This is a genomic window from Paraburkholderia sediminicola (assembly GCF_902859805.1).
Lineage (GTDB): Bacteria > Pseudomonadota > Gammaproteobacteria > Burkholderiales > Burkholderiaceae > Paraburkholderia > Paraburkholderia sediminicola.
In genome coordinates, this window is sequence record NZ_CADIKC010000001.1 from 1,319,899 (window position 1) to 1,338,614 (window position 18,716).

At 58.8% G+C, this 18,716-nt stretch carries 16 protein-coding genes and 1 pseudogene; 11 read left to right on the top strand and 6 right to left on the bottom strand.

Annotated features, from left to right (window positions below; all coding sequences use genetic code 11):
• Positions 1-269 precede the first annotated feature (269 nt).
• Positions 270-1,001: a hypothetical protein gene (locus tag R8871_RS05865; protein WP_175049464.1), complete on the top strand. Its 732-nt coding sequence runs from the start codon at positions 270-272 to the stop codon at positions 999-1,001.
• Between the two features lie 142 nt (positions 1,002-1,143).
• On the top strand, positions 1,144-2,004 hold the full coding sequence (locus R8871_RS05870) for a hypothetical protein (RefSeq protein ID WP_175049465.1): 861 nt from the start codon (positions 1,144-1,146) through the stop codon (positions 2,002-2,004).
• Positions 2,005-2,309: 305 nt separating this feature from the next.
• On the opposite strand, the gene R8871_RS05875 is transcribed toward R8871_RS05870, so the two are convergent.
• Positions 2,310-2,543, bottom strand: a complete 234-nt coding sequence (locus R8871_RS05875; RefSeq protein WP_175049466.1) for a hypothetical protein — start codon at positions 2,541-2,543, stop codon at positions 2,310-2,312.
• 274 nt (positions 2,544-2,817) lie between these two features.
• On the opposite strand from R8871_RS05875, the gene R8871_RS05880 reads away from it, so the two are divergent.
• The 3 genes from R8871_RS05880 (at position 2,818) to R8871_RS05890 (ending at position 6,510) form a co-directional block, all read left to right on the top strand.
• The gene (locus tag R8871_RS05880) at positions 2,818-2,958 is read left to right on the top strand and encodes a hypothetical protein (protein WP_175049467.1); all 141 of its coding nucleotides are present in this window, start codon (positions 2,818-2,820) and stop codon (positions 2,956-2,958) included.
• A gap of 187 nt (positions 2,959-3,145) precedes the next feature.
• Positions 3,146-5,281: an alpha-galactosidase D gene (locus R8871_RS05885; RefSeq protein WP_217468887.1), complete on the top strand. Its 2,136-nt coding sequence runs from the start codon at positions 3,146-3,148 to the stop codon at positions 5,279-5,281.
• 23 nt (positions 5,282-5,304) lie between these two features.
• The gene (locus R8871_RS05890; protein WP_175049468.1) at positions 5,305-6,510 is read left to right on the top strand and encodes a hypothetical protein; all 1,206 of its coding nucleotides are present in this window, start codon (positions 5,305-5,307) and stop codon (positions 6,508-6,510) included.
• 2 nt (positions 6,511-6,512) lie between these two features.
• On the opposite strand, the gene R8871_RS05895 is transcribed toward R8871_RS05890, so the two are convergent.
• Positions 6,513-6,935 (bottom strand): c-type cytochrome, encoded by a 423-nt coding sequence (locus R8871_RS05895; RefSeq protein ID WP_175049469.1) that lies wholly within the window; start codon positions 6,933-6,935, stop codon positions 6,513-6,515.
• Positions 6,928-8,496, bottom strand: coding sequence for a flavin monoamine oxidase family protein (locus tag R8871_RS05900; protein WP_246287412.1), 1,569 nt, complete (start codon positions 8,494-8,496; stop codon positions 6,928-6,930). The genes R8871_RS05895 and R8871_RS05900 overlap by 8 nt, the downstream gene beginning before the upstream one ends.
• A 413-nt stretch (positions 8,497-8,909) precedes the next feature.
• Between R8871_RS05900 and R8871_RS05905 the strand changes: the two are divergent.
• Positions 8,910-9,627 (top strand): annotated as a pseudogene (locus tag R8871_RS05905) (transposase).
• A 97-nt stretch (positions 9,628-9,724) separates the two neighbouring features.
• Here R8871_RS05905 and R8871_RS05910 read toward each other — a convergent pair.
• Positions 9,725-12,019 (bottom strand): xanthine dehydrogenase family protein molybdopterin-binding subunit, encoded by a 2,295-nt coding sequence (locus tag R8871_RS05910; RefSeq protein ID WP_175049472.1) that lies wholly within the window; start codon positions 12,017-12,019, stop codon positions 9,725-9,727.
• Positions 12,020-12,547 (bottom strand): (2Fe-2S)-binding protein, encoded by a 528-nt coding sequence (locus tag R8871_RS05915; RefSeq protein WP_175049473.1) that lies wholly within the window; start codon positions 12,545-12,547, stop codon positions 12,020-12,022. It abuts the gene before it with no gap.
• A gap of 136 nt (positions 12,548-12,683) precedes the next feature.
• Between R8871_RS05915 and R8871_RS05920 the strand changes: the two genes are divergently transcribed.
• Entirely contained in the window at positions 12,684-13,580 is an 897-nt protein-coding gene (locus R8871_RS05920; RefSeq protein ID WP_175049474.1) for a LysR substrate-binding domain-containing protein, read from the top strand.
• Here R8871_RS05920 and R8871_RS05925 read toward each other — a convergent pair.
• Positions 13,567-14,454 (bottom strand): LysR substrate-binding domain-containing protein, encoded by an 888-nt coding sequence (locus tag R8871_RS05925; RefSeq protein ID WP_175049475.1) that lies wholly within the window; start codon positions 14,452-14,454, stop codon positions 13,567-13,569. The genes R8871_RS05920 and R8871_RS05925 overlap by 14 nt on opposite strands.
• Before the next feature lie 242 nt (positions 14,455-14,696).
• Here R8871_RS05925 and R8871_RS05930 point away from each other — a divergent pair, with 242 nt between their 5' ends.
• From R8871_RS05930 to R8871_RS05945, 4 genes are all read left to right on the top strand, one after another.
• Positions 14,697-15,662 (top strand): amidohydrolase family protein, encoded by a 966-nt coding sequence (locus tag R8871_RS05930; RefSeq protein ID WP_175049476.1) that lies wholly within the window; start codon positions 14,697-14,699, stop codon positions 15,660-15,662.
• On the top strand, positions 15,662-16,588 hold the full coding sequence (locus tag R8871_RS05935) for an amidohydrolase family protein (RefSeq protein ID WP_074289307.1): 927 nt from the start codon (positions 15,662-15,664) through the stop codon (positions 16,586-16,588). The genes R8871_RS05930 and R8871_RS05935 overlap by 1 nt, the downstream gene beginning before the upstream one ends.
• Positions 16,589-16,698: 110 nt before the next feature.
• A complete protein-coding gene (locus R8871_RS05940; protein ID WP_175049477.1) occupies positions 16,699-18,096 on the top strand; it encodes a UbiD family decarboxylase in 1,398 nt (465 codons plus the stop codon).
• Positions 18,093-18,707 carry a UbiX family flavin prenyltransferase gene (locus tag R8871_RS05945; protein ID WP_175049478.1) on the top strand — a complete coding sequence of 205 codons (615 nt, stop codon included), beginning with the start codon at positions 18,093-18,095 and terminating at the stop codon, positions 18,705-18,707. Before R8871_RS05940 ends, R8871_RS05945 begins: the two co-directional genes overlap by 4 nt.
• Positions 18,708-18,716: the final 9 nt, after the last annotated feature.

Genomic DNA, 18,716 nt, shown 5'->3' on the forward strand with positions numbered 1-18,716 from the left:
CGAACTTAGCCGGATGGCGACCGCCTCAGTTCGACCCGAAGCTGTCATTCAGGCCTCTTGGAGGCAACGTCCGCTCTCAAAGCCAATCCGCCATTCGTTCACGTCTGGACGAGGGACTTGCCGCCCGGAATGTGCATCTCACCTATGGCTCCTACGATTAGTTCTGAATTCATATCTCCTGCCCCTATACAATTGAGGTCGGCATCGCGATAATTTCGCGAGTGCTGGATAAAGAGCTTTGTGCCCGTCAACCTTGACGCAGAGATAATATGTCAAAACGCGAAGTCATTTGTAAGGCGATAGCCGCTCTATATAAGGAGGGTGCCGAACTAGCCGTTGCCTTTCAGAAGAACGAGGAGCAGCAGTTCCAATATGACTATCAACGTTGGTATTCTAAGTCGCTCAAGGTCATAGAGACACTCGCCTCTGATCGCTACCCCGAGTTTCGTGGATACTACGAAATTGACCCCAAGAGAAAATCTCTTGGCTACGCAACGTATGTGATACAGGATTACCTTAAAAACGTCATCCCGAATAAGTACGATTATCCAAATTTTGATGCACGGTCCCAGGTGCTTAAATGCTTCTTTAATCAAATAACCATACTACATTCAATTGAAGAGCGCGTTGACTCAGTTCTTGGGGACATGGCGGGCGAGCTGTATGCTGAATTCCAGGACGACGAAGTAGCCGTTGCGCGACAGCTGGCAAAGATCAGTGCTCGGGCGGCGGGCGCCCTTGCAGGAGTCTTGATCGAAGGTCACCTGCAAAAAGTAGCACAGGCGCACAGTATCAAGATCGCCAAGAAAAATCCCACCATTGCCGATTTAAATGATCCACTCAAGACGGCATCCGTGATTGACGTTCCTGTCTGGAGGAAGATCAGTTATCTTGCCGATCTACGCAATCTTTGCTCTCACAAAAAAGATTTGGAGCCAACAAAAGATCAAGTTGAAGAGCTAATTCAGGGTGCCGAATGGCTTACTAAAAATGTGTTCTGATTGATCAGTTAAAAATAGCGGCTCGACTGCGCGGCTTCGGTATGTCACGGAGGTAAGCCGCGGGGGAGTTGCTTCTCGATGAATGTCAAAGAAATATTCTTCCAGATTCGCGGTTTGTTTGAAATATAATTCAAGAGCTAATATGCTGGAAAAATGGTCTCCCTTAACCGCCATAGGTGGTTTCATAGCGCTGTTTGCCGTGCTTGCGAGCCTCACAAGCCTTGTGGGGTTAACTGACCCGTGGATGTATTTAAATGAGAACCAGATTCTTTATCTTTTCTCTACTTCAGCTCAAGTCATCGCGAGCATATATGGTTTGACGTTTGCCGGATTTATCTTCTTTCGAAATGAATTAAGCCGAGAGGAGTTGGAGGACGACACACTTTCAGATGCGGTTGAAGGCCTAAAGAGGCGATATTTTTCCTTGCTTATCTTTATAACTGTTCTTGTGATGCTAACCGTGCTCTTGGCTAATCTCGCAATTTCGTACGAATGGGCTGGTCGCGGCGAACAAAGCACGATAATTATCAACACAGCCCAATCTGCTTTTGTGGCAAGCCTTTTTTCAATAGCATATTTTATATTTGACGTTGCCTCTCCAAAAAGAATTGAATCTATTAGCAAAAATCTTCAAAATAAGCTTGACCCAGGTCATGGACAGGAGAAGAAAGGAAGTCTCGAAAGTTTTTTGAGAAACTACAACGAAATCGAATCTTTGCTAATTATTAATGGTCAGCGATACGAAAATGCGATCGCCGCCAGTTACCAAGCAAAAGCGCCCAGGCGCATATCCAACTCACGGCTTGCTGAAATGCTATTCCGGCAGAAGCGTATAAGTCAGCCGTTATTTGGAAAATTGCGAGAGCTTATAACTCTGAGAAACTCAATTATTCACGGTGCCGATCCGGTAGTTAGTCAAGAAATAGTCCAAAATTCCGGTGATGTTTTGCAAGAATTGAAGCTAGTTCTTGAAGGGGAGGATATCGGAGTGCCCCAATATTAGCCGCAACGAGAGCATGCAACTCGTGAATGACTGTTGTGTGAGGGATAGAGCCGCTCGAATGTCGGCATCGAATTTTCAGCCAATGACCGTAAGTGGCCGGATACTGCCTGACGCGGAACAGGCTGCAAGCGGACATTTATCGGCGATACCAGATAGCAACGAACGTCAGGTAAGGCCGATCAACCGCCTTCGTGTCACGCCCCTGATCGCCTAGTTGTAGGCAGGAGTGGCCATTCAACTCGGTGCCTCAAAACAACGGGGCGTTCGTTCATCCCAGCAAACTCATCCGCTTCCGACGACGCCAATCAGTGGGTGTTCTCACGGATGATCCGCTCGAGAATCCCGGTGTCCTCCGTCTCACCCTCCGCCCCCTTGAACACGCATACCTCCGTGTGCCCATCGCGGAACACATCAACCTCAACGCGCATCCCGACAACTGTGATTGACACCAGAACGGTATCGGGGCGATTGCGGCTCAACGTGTAGTGAATTTTCGCTGCGTCGAGCCTTTCGAGCAGATCAAACAAAACTGTTGTCATGGCCTTGCCTATTTCTTAGACCGGTTGCCGTTAAGCAGCTTCAGCGCTTTTCGCGCCTCCTTCACACCACCATTTGCATCACTTTGTATATCGCCCAACTTCGGACTCAAGTACTGGCTCGGAAATTCGCGCAGTAAATCAGCGCGCATCCCCATCCCACCATTTGCAACACGATACCAGGGGAAAAACCTAATGTCTGACAAATCCTTACGAGTGCATATTTAAACCATATATTCATTAGTGGATTCAGCATAAATTCCCAGCAGGAGACACGATGAAGATTTCCATCAGTCGAAAGCATCGCGAGTTGCTGAAGTCAGGCAGTGCTGCTGTCATCCCCCGGTTGCAGCACGCACCAGCGCCGCAACGCTTCCTTGCCCAGCGCGCCCGGCATTCCCCCTTCACCTCCACCTAACCCTTTCAATCCAGCCAAAGCTTCACCGCAGGCAAATCAAATCCTGCACAAGCAAACCCAAGGCGCTCTATCTAAACGAAATCACGTTGCGCGCGGCCAGCAAGATCAATCTCGACCTGACCTGCACAACGACAAGAACGAGCACCTACCCAGAAGTCCCAGTTTCATTTTTCAGCAAAGGAAAATCATGAAGATCCTGGGTCGCACACAGGTGTATCTGTTCTTCGCGAGCATCGTGATGGCTTTCGTTTTGTCCGGCTGCGGAGGCGACCAGCAAGGGTCCTCCAACGCCGCAAGCGTCGCGCAAGTCGCGGCCAACTCCGCAAACGTTTCCGCACAAGACGCGTCATCGCAAACTCGGGCTCAAGGGGCGATTGCACTACCGCCTATGGGGTGGGCCTCGTGGAATGCGTACGGCTGCAACATCACCGAGGATCTGGTGAAAACCGCCGCGGACGTTATCTCCGACGGCCTGAAGAAAGATGGTCCGTTGATGAAAGCGGGCTACAGCTATATCAACGTCGACGACTGCTGGTTCGCGCCATCCCGCGATGCGCAAGGCAACCTGGTCGCCGACCCCGTGAAGTTTCCCAGCGGCATCAAAGCGCTGGCCGACTACGTTCATGCCAGAGGTCTGAAGTTCGGCATGTATGAAGTGCCCGCAGCCGAAACCTGTGCTCAGCGTAACAATCTGTACCCTGGACACACCAACCCGATGGGCAGTCTTGGGCACGAAGTTCAGGATGCCAATACATTCGTGGCATGGGGCGTCGACTACGTGAAGTACGACTGGTGCTCACCGGATGGCACCGTCGACGATCAGGTGGCCGGTTTCCAGAAGATGCGCGATGCGCTGAACAGTGCGGGTGCCGCCGTGAATCGGCAGATCGTCTACAGCATCAATCCAAACAGTTTTCACACCGACAAGACGGGCAGATCGTATGACTGGGGACAAGTCGCGGATCTGTGGAGAACGACTGAGGACATCACCTATGACACCGGCACGCCGGGTCATCAAAGCACGCCTGATTTTTCCAGAATCGTGAACCAGAATTTCTACGGCAATCTGTTTCCGGAAGCCCAACATACGGGTGTTTATAACGACGCGGACATGATGCTTGCCGGGTTCGGTCTGACCGCCGCGCAGGATCAGACGCACATGAGCCTGTGGGCCATTTCCGGTGCGCCGCTTATCCTGGGTCTCGATGTCACGACGCCGATCAGCCCGGCAACGATGGCGACGCTGACCAATCCGGAGGTGCTCGCCGTCGATCAGGACCCGCGTGGCCTTCAGGCGATCCGGGTGGCGGTGCCGCAGAACGGTCTAGGCGTATGGGCCAAGCTGCTCGCCGGTCAAGGTCGCCGCGCGGTCGTTCTGCTCAACACAACTGGGTCGGCCGCTCCGATCACGGTGAACTGGAAGGATCTCGGGCTGGACCCCGCTGCTTCGGCCAGCGTGCGGGATATCTGGGCGCACACGGATCTTGGTGCGCACACGTCCGGGTACACGGTGTCCGCTGTTCCGGCTGGCGGCTCCGTCATGCTGACCATCGCCGGCGTGGACGACGCATCGAAAATCCAACCAGCCAAACCGGACAGACATGAAGGCGGCGCAGCACGCTACACGGTGAATGCAACCACGGGCGGCTACATTGACGTGACGTACCGGAACGAAGGAATGTCTTCGCTGAAGGTGCCGTTGACGCTCAACGACAACGTACTCACAACAATCCAGTTGCCCGTTACCACCGGACACGCCAAAGGCACCGTCACGGTGTACATGCCGTTCGTGCCAGGAAGCAACACGCTGAGTTTCGCTCTTCCGGACAAGGACAAGGGCCACCACGCTCTGTCGATCGGCAAGGTGACGCTGATCGCCGCTCCGCAACCCGCATTGCCGCCCGTCGCCTATGAAGCGGAAAGCGCCACCAACATCATTCAGGATGCGGCAGTCCAGGCATGCAACATCTGCAGCGGCCACGAAAAGGTCGGCAATTTTGTGAACTCGGATTCGAGCCTCCAGTTCAACGGAATCGCGGTGCCTGCGGATGGCGAATATGCGGTCCCCGTGGTGTACATCAGCGCGGACGACGGCGGCGGTTCGCCTCGTGCACTAAGCGTGAGCGTCAACAATGGCCCACCGGTTCCCGTGCAGTTTCCTGGTGAAGGCACCTGGGACTTTCCGATCCTGTCGAGTGCTCAGGTCACGGTCCCGTTGAAAGCCGGTGCGGCCAACACCATCAAGTTCTCTGTGATTTCCGGCAACTACGGTCCCGACATCGACGGCTTGGGCCAGCCAGTCAGCCAGCCGGTCAAACAGTGAACCGGCGATCCTTGGAGACAGGCATGAAGAACTTCTTGATGCGGATTGCGCTGCCGTTGGTATTGGCTGCGAGCGGGGTGCAGGTGTCCGTTGCCGCCGACGCGACGGCCCAACCGAACGCCGCAACGGCAGAATCGTGGAACAAAGGCGCGCGCTTCCGGCACGACGAAGTAGCGGTCCTGTTCGTGATGGGGCAAAGCAACAGTGCCGGTCTTAACGGCCTGCCCGCGAATCTGACGTTGACGGGAGCCTCGGGTGCTGGCGCGGGCACCGGCGGGATGCCGGCACCCAATGTCTGGGGCATCCGCAACGACGGTTGGGGGAACATCGCCGGTAATGCCGACGGGCCGGGTGCGCCATTTACCCAACCGATATCCTCGATTGATCACGTGTCGTGGGTGAACTGGTCGGACAGCACCTCGTCCGACATGAATCTCGGCTACTACGGCGGCAGCGGCAACGCCGCCGATTTCGCCGCGTATGCGTGGCAGTCGGCGATCAATGCAGGCGAGCCGCTGCCCGATCTGTACATCATTCATATCGGCTGGGGCAGCCAGGGCGTGGACGTCGCCGACGATGCGTTCAGCGGCTGCTGCGGCTGGACGGTGCATGGCGTTAATCTCTGGCAGCCCATGCTCGATGCAAGCAAGACGCCGACGTATGCGCTTGCACCGTTCGCGCGCCGCATGATGTATCTGGGACTGAAGCAGATTCTGGCAAGCGGCAAGAAGCCGCGTGTCCTCGGCCTGGAGTGGAACCAGTGGGAGGCAGAAGCAGCGCCGCTGAATTCGGCCGGCAACGCAACGACGATTCATCGCGCGCCGCAGAATTACGCTTACCTATTCAGCAGTTTCTTTGCTGCGGTGGGTTCGACCTTCCCGGTGCTGATCGTGAAACCGTTGTCGACGGCTTACGACAACGTCACCAACGCGGTCGCGCCTTATAATCCCGCCGCGCTTGCGTCGATGCAGAACGTGTTCGGCGGCTTCGTCGACGCGAATCCTCGCATCTTCAGTTTCGCCGATGCGTCGCAGTCGCCGGACTGGAATGGACAGCCGCCCGGCTTCGGTATTTTCCAGGGCGGCACATTAGGCGGTGGAGACGGCAGCGTGCACTACAACCTGGACACGCAGAAATGGTTCGGCGAGCAGGCGCTTGCATCGTGTCTCGGGCACGCCCGATCCTGTGGGCCGCGCATTACGGATCTGCCGAGGCGCCTGCCGAATTAAACTCAGCGCAGACTTTTAACCTGGCTCGGCGTGACATCTCCAGCAAATCGATTGCCGAAATGGGTTCTCGTGTAGTTGACGACAGCAGCGACCTGATCGTCATTCATCTCGTCGCCAAAGGATGGCATCGCCTTCCGGCCGTGCAGTACGTTGATGATGACGTAGGGTGCTACTTCGACTGCCGGGTTGTCAGCGAGCGCCGGGTAGTGACCGGCGCCCTGTGCGCCTTTTCCATCCGGCATGTGGCATCCGGCGCAGGTAGCGTTATAAAGCGCTTCACCGCTTTGTTCGGTGAACCGGTAGTCCGGTGAAATTGTGAAGGCGTGTGACGCGTCCTGTGCCACGGTCTGAGCCGGCACCACAGTCGCGGCTCCCATCAGCAAGGCCATCAGCATCGCGCTGAGGATCAGTGGTGGCCTATCCATTGACGATTCTCCGATGCAACCGGGTGATCGCATCCAGCGATGACAGCACGGCGCCTTCCTGCCATGCCGGGATATGGGAAGCGTGCTCTCCGGCAAGAACAATCCGTCCGTCGATCTGGCAGAGATTCTCGTAATGCGCTTTTCTCAACGCCTCCGTCCATGCCGCGAAGCAGCCATTCGTGAACGGCGATCGGCTCCAGCTCATCGCGAAACCGTTCTGGTACTCGCGCGCGTACTGCGGATGAATCTGGCTGCCCTGGCTCAACGCCACCGCGATCCGTTCCGCAGGGGGCAGCGCACCCATCTCATAGGCGGCCGGCCCCCACATGTAGGCGCCGAGCAGCACCGCAGGACCCGTCGATCCGTAACCTGTTGCCGGATAGCCGATCGTCGAGATCGGCAGGTTCGTATACGTAATGCCGCCGTAGATCTGCTCGTCTTCTTCCCAGAATCGCCGGCCGAATTGCAAGCCGATTTTCACCGACGTCTCGTAGGGCACCGCATCGATCGCAGCGCGCATGGCCGGGCCGACCGCAATGTCGATCTGACTCAGAATCGAGAGCGGGATCGTGCACACCAGCCAATCCGCGTGCGCGTTCCGTTCGGTTCGGGTGGTCGTATCGGTGTAGTGCACTGTGACGCCTTGCTCGTCCTGCACGATGGCCGTGACCTTTGCGTTGAACACCACAGCGCTCGCGACCTGCGAATAAAGCGCGTGGGCAATCCTGTCCATGCCGCCGACGGGCTGAAAAATGCTGCTCTGGAAATCCTGCTCGTTTCCAGACGCGAGCCAATGCCACAAACGCGATGCAAGCAAGGGGTCGCGCGGGAGCAGATTCGACGGCACGGCCTCAGGCATCAGCCCGCCGCCATCCGCAGTCGCGAATCCGCGGCGTTCACTGCTTCGCCGGCCCGACTGGTAGCTCCCATCCCGACCGAGCGCGCCCCATTGGCGCAGGGATTCGAGTAGCAGATGCGCATCGTCGGCTGACAACGCATCATCGAGCGCGTCCTTGCGGATGGCTTTGGAAAGCAGCTCGGCGATATAGCCTTGATAGTCGGTCTGCACCGCCCGGAATCGTTGCGGCTTGCCATCGAAAGCCTCCGTCGAATGCAGGTAGGCGTTGTAATTGACCTGGATGAACGGCTCGAGCGGCACCTTCAGGCGTTTTGCGTAGTCGAGTACGCCCTGGTGGTGATACGGAATCCGCCACGGCCCTGGGTTCAGATAAAGCCCGTCGGCAAAATCGCAGGACTGGGTGGCGCCGCCGAGTTCGGTATAACGATCACCGCCTCTGACAGTCCAGGCCCGGCCACCCGCGCGGTTGTTGTACTCGAGCACCTGCACGTGATAGCCCGCGTTCCTCAACTCAAAGGCCGCGACGAGACCGGCCATGCCCGCGCCGAGCACGAGAATTCGCGTTCCTTTGGGGGCGCCATCGAGTTTGATCGGTCCGGCGTAGGTCGAGGTAGCGGCGAACCCCAATGTGCCCATGCCTTGCATCATGGCGGCCGCGCCGAGGTTCTTGCCGATCAGCGCCAGCAGGTGCCGGCGGCTCATCGCTTTTGTAGTCATTCTCGACATAAGGACGTGGTGCCCCGGCTGGAGAGAAACGATGGCGAACGAAATCAGATTGCAAAGGCCCGAGTCATCTGGATTGGTGTGCCTGGGGAATGCGTTTGGGCGTATTGCAACGGACCAGGTCATTCTATGCGATCACCTGTCGAACGTCTGTGGCGCCAGTTTCCGGGTCCCGGCAATTTGTCTGTAGATTACCCTTCGCAGCGACCACATAAAACTGATGCTCGCGGCGATCGGCAAATCAGCGAAAAGAGGCCAGAAAAAAGGCCTATTCGTGATGCGAGCGCACGCATATGACCGATAGAATTTCCTCCCATACACACGTGACTCATAGTCGCGTATCCGATATCTGTCGGATCGCTTTCTCACATCGGATTTCCGGTTAATTCAGCATGACACGGCTTGCACGGCACTACGTTCCAGAACAACCGCAGCACGTTATCTTGCAGGAGCTCACGGGGCCTGCATTTCTGGACGAGGGAGACTATCTGTACTTCCTCGCCTGCCTGGCAGACGCTGCGCGCGTCGCCGATCTGGCAGTCCACGCCTGGGTACTGATGCCCGACGCGATACAGTTCCTCGTTACGCCGTCATACGAGTCGAGCGTGGCTGTCGCGATGCAGGCGGTCGGCCGTCGCTATGTCGAAACCTTCAACCGCCGCCATGGACGCCGCGGAACGGTGTGGCGTGGCGGGTACCGGGCAACAGTGATTGAACCCGATCGGTATTTCCTGCTCGCAAGCCAGGTCATTGATCATGCGCCGGTGCGCAACCGTCTTGTAGCCGAGCCGGGAAACTACCCGTGGTCCAGCTACACGCACCACGTCGGGCTGCGTGTCGACAACTTCATCAAGGACCATCCACTCTACCGTGCGCTCGGCAATACGCCTTTCGAGCGCCAGCAGGCTTACCGCGATCTGGGTGTACAGCTTCTTGACGAGCGCGAGGTCAATGACCTGATGCAGTCGACGCTCGAGGGCTGGGTGCTCGGCAGCGCCGAGTATTGCGCGTGGGCGGCGCAGACGGCCAACCGGCGTTTGATGCCCCTGCTGCTGCGCGACCGGCCGCCCCAAGGTTCGCACGACACGCGCCCTCGCACACATGGGCTAACCAAAAGATAAACCGGCAAGGAAACCTTGATGGAAGCGGCACGCGCGTGCGGGACACGCGCGACGCATTGCCGTGAGATCCGGCCGTTGCCACCGGCTCAGGACGTCTGTTTCCCAACGACCTTCGCGTTTGGGGCGTTCGCGGCCTTCTGCACCCCCGCCCTCTCCATCTCAAACGGCGTATCCCTCAACCTCTTCCCCGTCAATCTGAACACCGCATTCGCCACCGCCGGCGCCACCGAAGGACTCGACAACTCCCCAACGCCTCCAGGCTTAGCCGGATCGCCCTGCACAATCAAAATATCAACCTCCGGCATATCGCTCATCCGCATCACGCGATATGTGTCGAAGTTCTTCTGCTCCACCTGGCCATGCCGAATATCGACGCGATCCGCCGTCGCATGGCCTAGCCCCCACATCAGCCCGCCATACAACTGTTCTTCAACCCCGCCCGGCGACACCGCTAACCCGCAATCCGCCACACAGGTCAGCGTCTCAACCACAACCGCATCTCCCTTCCGCACAACCCGCGCCACCACCGCAACATAGCTGCTATACGCCTGATTCGTCGCGACACCCAACGCCGTCCCCGCAGGCAACGTCTTCCCCCACCCTGCCCGCTCGGCCGCCTCGCGCAACACCGCCTTGTGTCGCGGGTCCTTCATATACGCAAGCCGGAACTCAATCGGATCGCGCTGCGCGGCATGCGCGGCCTCATCCATGAAAGACTCGACAGCGAACACGTTCGGGATATAACTCACCGCGCGATACCAACCGGTCGGCACACCGGTTTCATGTCGCACCCAACCAATATCGACATGCGGCGCATCGTAAGCGAACTCGTATTTGCTGATCGCTTCGGTGGTGCTGTAGTCCATCCGGTCCGGACGATCGAAATAACCCGGCTCCCATTGTTCCGGCGATGCGGGCATCACGGCGCGCAACTGCAATGTCGTGAGATTGCCATGCGCATCGAACGCGGCTTTGGCACGGTGATAACTCGCCGAGTGATAAAAGAGCGCGCGCATTTCATCTTCGCGACTGTTCATCAGCTTGACTGGTTTGCCGACTTTCAACGCAAGCCATGTCACCTCGAACAACCAGTACTTCGATTCACGCGAACCGAAGCTGCCACCCGACACAAGCTCATGCAACACAACGCGCTCGGCAGGAATCCCGCCGATCACTTCAGCTGCTTCTTGCACTGTGGACGGCACTTGCAAACCACCCCAATACTCAATGCGGCCGTCCTTCGCCCACGCAGTGACATTGATCGGCTCAAGCGCGTTCTGCGCCTTATAGGGCATCGAATACGACGCCTCGATCACACGCGCACCATGTGGCCATGCAGTCTTCGCGTCACCGGTTTGAATCGTCGGCACAACGTGCGCGACAGGATCGTCGAGCCAGGCAGCCTGACGTGCGGCGAGCGTACCGCTGTCGAAGGTTTCCAGCGGACTGTCTTCCCACTCTACTTTCAGCGCCGCCTGACCTTGATGCGCCGACCAATAATCATCGGCCAACACGGCAACGCCCGCCTGATTGCCGCCAAGAAGATCGGGACGGCCAGGAATCTGCAACACCTGCCGCACGCCCGGCACGGCTAACGTGGCTTTAGCATCGACGCTCCGCACACGCGCATCGATTACCGGCGCACGCGTGACAACCGCCACCAGCATGCCCGGCAACGACACATCGATGCTGTATGGAAACGCCCCTCTCGCTTTCAGATCGGCGCCACGCTTCTTCTGCAACTTGCCGATGTACTTGAACTGCGACGGGTCCTTCAACGCGACGTCTTTCGGCGCGGGCAATTGCGCCGCTACGCTCGCCAACGATCCGTAGTTCGCGCGCTTGCCACTTGCCTTATCGATAACAAAACCGTTTTCCGTCGAGCACGCGGACGGCGCCACATTCCATTGTTTCGCCGCGGCTTCGATCAACATGGCACGCGCGGTTGCACCCGCACGCCGCAAGCGATCGTACTCAAGCGAGACGCTGGTGCTGCCGCCCGTCGAGAACACTTTCCACAGCGGATGAATGTAGTCCCCGTAAAACGGATTCTCCGGCGTGATTACCTCCACGCGAAACGGATCGACATCAAGTTCTTCCGCGACAACCGCAGCCAGTGCAGTACGCGTTCCGGTGCCCGAGTCGTGCTTATGGACCACTAGCTTGATCGTGTCGTCAGGCAGCACGCGCACCCATGCGTTCGGTTCGAACTCGCCTGCTTGCGGTTTAGGATCACCGCTTACGTTGGCGTCTTTCGCGAAAGCCTCCGGCAGTTGAAAACCGATCGCGAGGCCCGAAGCCAACAATGCCGAGCTCTGTTTGATGAAACGCCGACGCGCCGCGCCGTGTGCGCCGTTCAGCGCCTGCTTGTCGTTGCGCATTCAAGCCTCCTCTTTCGTGGAGGTGCAGACGGAAGCGCAGATGGACTCGACCCACGTAACCGACGCGAGCGCCGGATCACCGGACGCGGCGCGTTTGATCGCCTTGCGAATGCGCGAATAGGTGCCACAGCGGCAGATGTTGCCCGACATGGCCGTGGCGATGGTTTCATCGTTGACCGTCGGTTTGTCCTTCAGAAACGAGGCCGCCTGCATCAACTGACCGGACTGACAGTAGCCGCACTGCGGCACGTCTTCCGCCACCCACGCAAGTTGCAACGGATGCGTACCGTCTTTCGACAATCCTTCGATCGTCGTGATGTGCTTGCCCGCCACCGCGGCAATCGGCAGCAAACAGGAGCGCACCGCCTCGCCTTCCAGATGCACCGTACACGCGCCGCAAAAGCCGCCGCCGCAGCCGAATTTCGTCCCGGTCAATTTGAGCCGGTCGCGCAACACCCACAACAGGGGCATGTCTTCCGGTACATTGTCGAGCGAGTGCCGCGTGTCGTTGACCACGATCTCGATCATGCGCTGTCTCCTGAATGGTGTTGTGCAGCGCGGCGCGTGATTCAAAGGGTCCGCGCGCTTGCGGCCATTATTGAAAGCCGTTAAGCACAACGCCAGCGACGATTTCTTCCATCACCGGTAAGTCCGGCTAACACCCATGCTGAAACGCTACCCTTCCATTCAGTCGATGCAGGCCTTTCTGCAAGCGGCACGCGTCGGCAGCTTTTCGAGCGCGGCGCGGCAGCTGTCGCTCACGCATAGCGCGATCAGCCAGCAGATCCGCACGCTCGAGGAGTTCGTCGGGCAGCCGTTATTCGTGCGCGAAAGCGGCCGCGTGGTGCTGACGGATGCGGGCGTGCTGTTCGCCAATCAGCTGACGGATGGCTTCGAGCAGATCGATCGCGCGTTATCGTCGGTGAAAGAGCGCACGGTCAAGCAGTCCATCACGCTCGACGTCGATCCCGAACTCGCGCAGAGCTGGCTGGTCACGCGCTTGCCTGCTTTACTCGATGCGTTGACCGGCACGTCGTTGACGGTACTGTCCACGCCGCGGCATGAACGCAGCGCGTTCGAGCGTGTGGATATTGCGTTGCGGTATGGGTATGGAGAATGGGAAGGCTTCGAAAACGCATTGATTAGCGGCGACCGGTTAACAGCCATGGGTTCGCCCGCGCTTCTTGAAGCGCGCGGGCTGAGCCTGCCGCTCACACCCGAACAGGTGCTCGATTTGCCCTTGCTCGGCTATACGAAACGCTCATGGATTCCGTGGCTCACCGCGGCAGGCCTGCCCGCTGTCGAACCGGATGCGGTCGCCGTGTTCGACAACGCCGCCGGGTTGATTGCAGCGGCCAGCGCAGGCGTGGGTGTGGGTTTAGCGCGCGGCCTGCTCGCAGCGGACGCAAAACGCGAGGGACGTCTGGTCGAACTCACTCAGGTAGAAATTCCGACGCATTACAACCTGTATGCCGTATGGCCGCGCGAGAAAGCGGCCCGCGTTGCACCCTTGATCGACGTGATTCGCGAACTGGTCGCGCAAACCGTCAGCCCGTGCTAGCTGCCACCTCGCGCACCGTATCGAGAAACAACGACAACACCGGCGACGGATCCTCAGCACGATAGCGCGCATGCAACGACACCTCGGGACGCGGCGCAGCCAGCGGCACGAACGCGACACCACCCGTCGTCAATTGCCGTGCCGAAGAAGGCAGCAACGCCACGCCCAGCCCTTCGCGCACGAGACACAGCAGCGTATGCACCTCGACCACTTCCTGATCGATCTGCGGCGTAAACCCTGCCTCGACGCAACAGTCCTGCAGAAAGCGCGCTAGCTGCGACTGCTGCAAACCGAACGACACAAAGCGCTCCGCCTCCAACTCGCGCAGCGCGATCTCCTCACGCGCGGCAAGCGTGTGCCCTAACGGCAGCGCGACCACCGCCGATTCGCGCATCACCACTTCACTACGAATCTCCGGGTCCTCATGTGACACCCGGAAGAAGCACACATCCAAGCGCCGCTCCTTGAGCGCGAGAATCTGCGCGGCGGGTGTCATCTCGTGCAGCGTCCACTGCACTTGCGGATGCTTCTCCGCAAATACCCGCAGCGCGCGTGGAATCGGCTCGACCATCGCCGAGCTAATGATGCCGATCTCGAGACTGCCCACTTCACCACGCCCCGCGCAACGCGTCAGGTCGATAGCGCGTTCGAACTGCGCGAAGATCAGCGGCACCTGCTCTTTAAGTGTTTTCCCTGCATCCGTGAGTTCGACGCGGTGCTGTGAGCGCGTGAACAACGCGGTGCCCATCTCCTCTTCGAGGATGCGAATCTGCTGACTCAGCGGTGGCTGCGAAATGTGCAGCCGTGCGGCTGCCCGGCCGAAATGCAGTTCGTCGGCAAGTACCGCGAAGTAACGCAACAGCCGGATGTCCATATCGCAAACGTATCAAGATCGTGGTTAAAAAATATTGTACAGAGCGTTTTTATCTTGTGAGACTGCATCGCAAGCAGCAGTGCACATCAGTGTGACACTCGATGCCGGCGAGGGGAAGGCGCTCAAAAATGGCGCCTTGCAAAGGGCCGCATGGGCAAGCCCGTCTGGGCTCCGTTCCATCGATGTGCCTGCCCGCGATCCGGCAACTGGATACACCAGTTCCTCTCAAGGAGATCGAGTACATGATCATCGACACCAGCTGTTACCCGACCAATCTGGTCGACCTCGCCTGGCGCCACGACGGCGAGCCATTTACCGGTGAGCGTCTGATCGCAACGATGGACGGCCCGTACATCATCAACGGCAAGCCGCGCCGCATCGACAAGGCCTTCATTCAACCGCCGCAAGGCAACACCATCTATACGTGGACCGACGGCAATCGTTCGGGTCGCGAATCGATCGACGACTACATGGCGTACACCGTCGAAATGACGCAGAAGTACCCGGACCGTCTGATCGGTTGCTTCGTGTACAACCCGCGTTGCGGCCCTGAGAACGGCGCCGAAGCCATCGAGTTCTATGCAAAGGAACACGGCTTCAAGATGGTGCAGTTGCAGGCCAACATGCACGCGTATCGCCCCGACCGCGCGCTCGACTGGCTGCGTCCTGCATTGCGTAAATGCGCGGACCTCGGCCTGCTCGTGAAGCTGCACACCGGAGATGGGCCGTACAGCATTCCGAGCGAGTGGTATCCGTTGATCCGCGAATTCCCGTCGGTGAATTTCATCATGGCGCACTTTGGTGTGCAGACGGGTGGCGTGTATTGCTTCGAGCCGTATCAAATGGCGCTCGATACGCCGAACGTGTATTGCGAATCGAGCTGGTGCCTGCAATCGCGGATCGTCGAATTCGCGAAGGTGCTGCCGACGCACAAGATTCTCTACGGCTCGGACACGCCGCCGAATGAACCCGGCATGTGGCTGCGTTTGCTCGAAGTGTTGTGTCACGAGCCCCCGCAAGGCCTGAATCTCGACGAAGACACGCTCGAGGATTACCTCGGCAACAACCTCGCCCGCATGATCGGCATCGAGCCGAGCGCGCCGCCGAGAAGCGTCGAAGAAGCGCAAGCCTATCTGAAACAGCATGCCGGCGCGTCGCACAAGCACGCCGCTCAGGCATCGCAAGCAGCCTACGCAGGAGCCCGCTGATGATCATCGATACCCATCTGCACCCGACTAACCTCGTCGACGAAGCGTGGCGCCATACCGGCGAGCCGTTCACCGGTGAACGCCTGCTCAAGATGATGGACGGTCCGTACATCATCAATGGCAAGCCACGCCGTATCGACATGGGCTTCATCCAGCCGCCGCCTGGCAACACGGGTTACCGCGACGGCAATCGCCGCGGCCGTGAAGGCATTCGCGACTACATGGCGTATATCGCCGAGTTGACGCAGAAGTACCCGGATCGTTTTATCGGCAACTTCACGTACAACCCGCGTTGGGGTCCGGAGAACGGCGCCGCCGAACTCGAATTCCACGTGAAAGAGTACGGCTTCAAGATGCTCAAGCTGCACGCGAACATGCACGGCTATCGTCCGGATCGCGCGCTCGACTGGTTGCGTCCGGCGATGAAGAAGTGCGCCGAGCTCGGTGTGGTGGTGCTGATTCATACCGGCGACGGACCGTACACGATTCCGACGCAGTTCTATCCGATCATCCGCGAATTCCCGATGGTGAATTTCATCATCGGTCACTTCGGGATTCAAACGGGCGGCAATTATTCGTTCGAATCGTTCTGGATGGCGATGGATACACCGAACGTGTATTGCGAATCGGGCTGGTGCTATCAGTCGCGCATCGTCGAATTCGCTCGTGAGTTGCCGCGCAACAAGATCGTGTTCGGCACCGATTCACCGCCGAACGAGCCGGGAATGTGGCTGCGTGAACTCGAAATGCTGTGTGGTCCGGCGCCGCAAGGCATGGATCTGGATGAAGACGGTCTTGAAGACTATATGGGCAACAACATCGCCCGTCTGGTCGGCATCGAGCCGACCAAGCCGCCGAAGGATCTGGCCGAAGCTGAGAAGCGTTTGAAGGCGACTTACGTGAATGACGTAACGCAGCCGGCTTAACGCACTTAACACGTTCGGCGCTTGCTGATGGACAGGTGCGGCCAATGATTGGCGCCGCGCCTGTCTCGCCCGACAGTCCGCTTTCGTTATTGCTTTCGACGGAGTTCACTATGGCGGATAACCTCTTCCGCGCCACGCAGGATTTTCATCGCTTCGCCCTTGCGTACCGCGAGCAGTTTCCCGACGATGTATTGACCATCAAGCAGCCGGTGGCCGCGGATCAGGACGTCACTGCTATCGTGGCCGAACTGGCCGCGCGCGGTCGGCATGACATGTTGATCTGCGAAAACGTCGACGGCATTTCGACACCGCTGGTCACCAATTTCTTTGCTTCACGCGCACGCATTGGGCGCTTGTTCGACGTCGATGCTTCGGGCTTATTCGACGCTTACCAACAGCGCGCGAACGCTCCTATCGCGCCGGTTTTCATTCCGACCGGTCCGGTTCTCGATCAGGTTATCGAAGGCGACGCCGTCGATCTCGCGCAACTGCCGATGATCCGCCACTTCGATACCGATCGCGGTCCGTACGTTACCAACGCGGTGATCATTGCCGAAGATCCGGTGACGGGCGTCGCGAATCTCAGCTATCACCGTTCGATGCGGCACGCACGCAATGCGCTCGCCACCAGCCTGCATTCGCGCGGCCACCTCTGGCGCATGCTGCAAACCGCTCAAGCGCGCGGCGACACGTTGAAAGTCGCGATGGTGATCGGTGCGCATCCGTTGTTCATGCTGGCCGCCGCGGCGCGCGTGCCCTTCGGTACAGACGAGCGAGCGATTGCAGGTGGATTATTCGGCGCGCCGCTGGAACTGGTGCGTACGCCGCGATACGGCATCGGCGTGCCCGCTTCCGCCGAGTTTGTCCTCGAAGGCACGATCGATCCGGACGCGCACGCAGAAGAAGGCCCGTTCGGCGAATTCACCGGCTATTCATCGGACCGCTCGACCAACAACGTGTTGCGCGTCGACACGATGATGCGGCGTAACGATGCATGGCTCGTCGATGTCGTCGGCGGCCCGTATGCTGAGCATTTGACGCTGGCTCGCTTGCCGCGCGAAGCGGAAATGAGCGAGAAGCTGAAGGCGCGCTTTCCTTCCGTCACCGCGCTGCACTATCCGAACTCCGGTACGCACTTTCACTGCTACGTCGCGCTGAATCAGACACGCGACGGCGAAGCGCGCCAGATCATGCTCGCGCTGCTCGGCTGGGACCCGTATCTGAAGAACGTGGTCGCGGTGGATAGCGATATCGACATCACCAATGATTCGCAAGTGTTGTGGGCCATCGCCACGCATTTTCAGCCGCATCAGGACGTGTTTATCGTCGATGGCTTGCCGGGTAGTCCGCTCGATCCGTCATCGTCCGCGGCGGGCACCACTTCGCGCATGGGCATCGACGCGACTCGCGGTTCCCACTTCGACGGCATTCGCGCGAAGATCAGCGAGCGCGCTGCGCAACAGGCGGTTGAGATTCTGAACCGCGCCGCCGCCGGAGCACGGCAATGACCCCGCGGCGACTCGCAGTCGGCATCAGCGGCGCGTCCGGTTTCACATATGGCGTGCGCCTGCTCCAACTGCTGCGCGATCTCGACATCGAAACGCATCTGACCGTCTCGCGCAGCGCCCTGCTAACGATGACGCATGAAACCGACTACAAGTTCGCCGAAGTCAGCGCCCTCGCCAGCTTCACCTACCGTTGCGACGATATGGCCGCGGCCATTTCCAGCGGCTCGTTCCGCTCGTTGGGCATGATCGTCGCGCCCTGTTCGATGAAAACGCTTGCCGAAATTGCCAACGGCATGTCGTCGAGCCTGATCTCGCGCGCCGCCGACGTCACGTTGAAAGAGCGCCGCCCTTTGGTGCTGCTGGCGCGTGAAACCCCCTACACACTGGCGCATCTGCGCAACATGATCGCCGTCACTGAAATGGGCGCGATCGTCGCGCCCCCTGTACCGGCGTTTTACGCACGCCCTGTTTCGCTCGACCAGATGATCGACCACACGCTAGGCCGAGTGCTTGATCTGTTCGGTCTCGAAGCGGGCACCGTCAAACGCTGGCGAGATGGCGAGGCAAAAGCCGCATTGCAAGAAGCGGCACACGCACCACATATCGCCTGACAAGCCGAA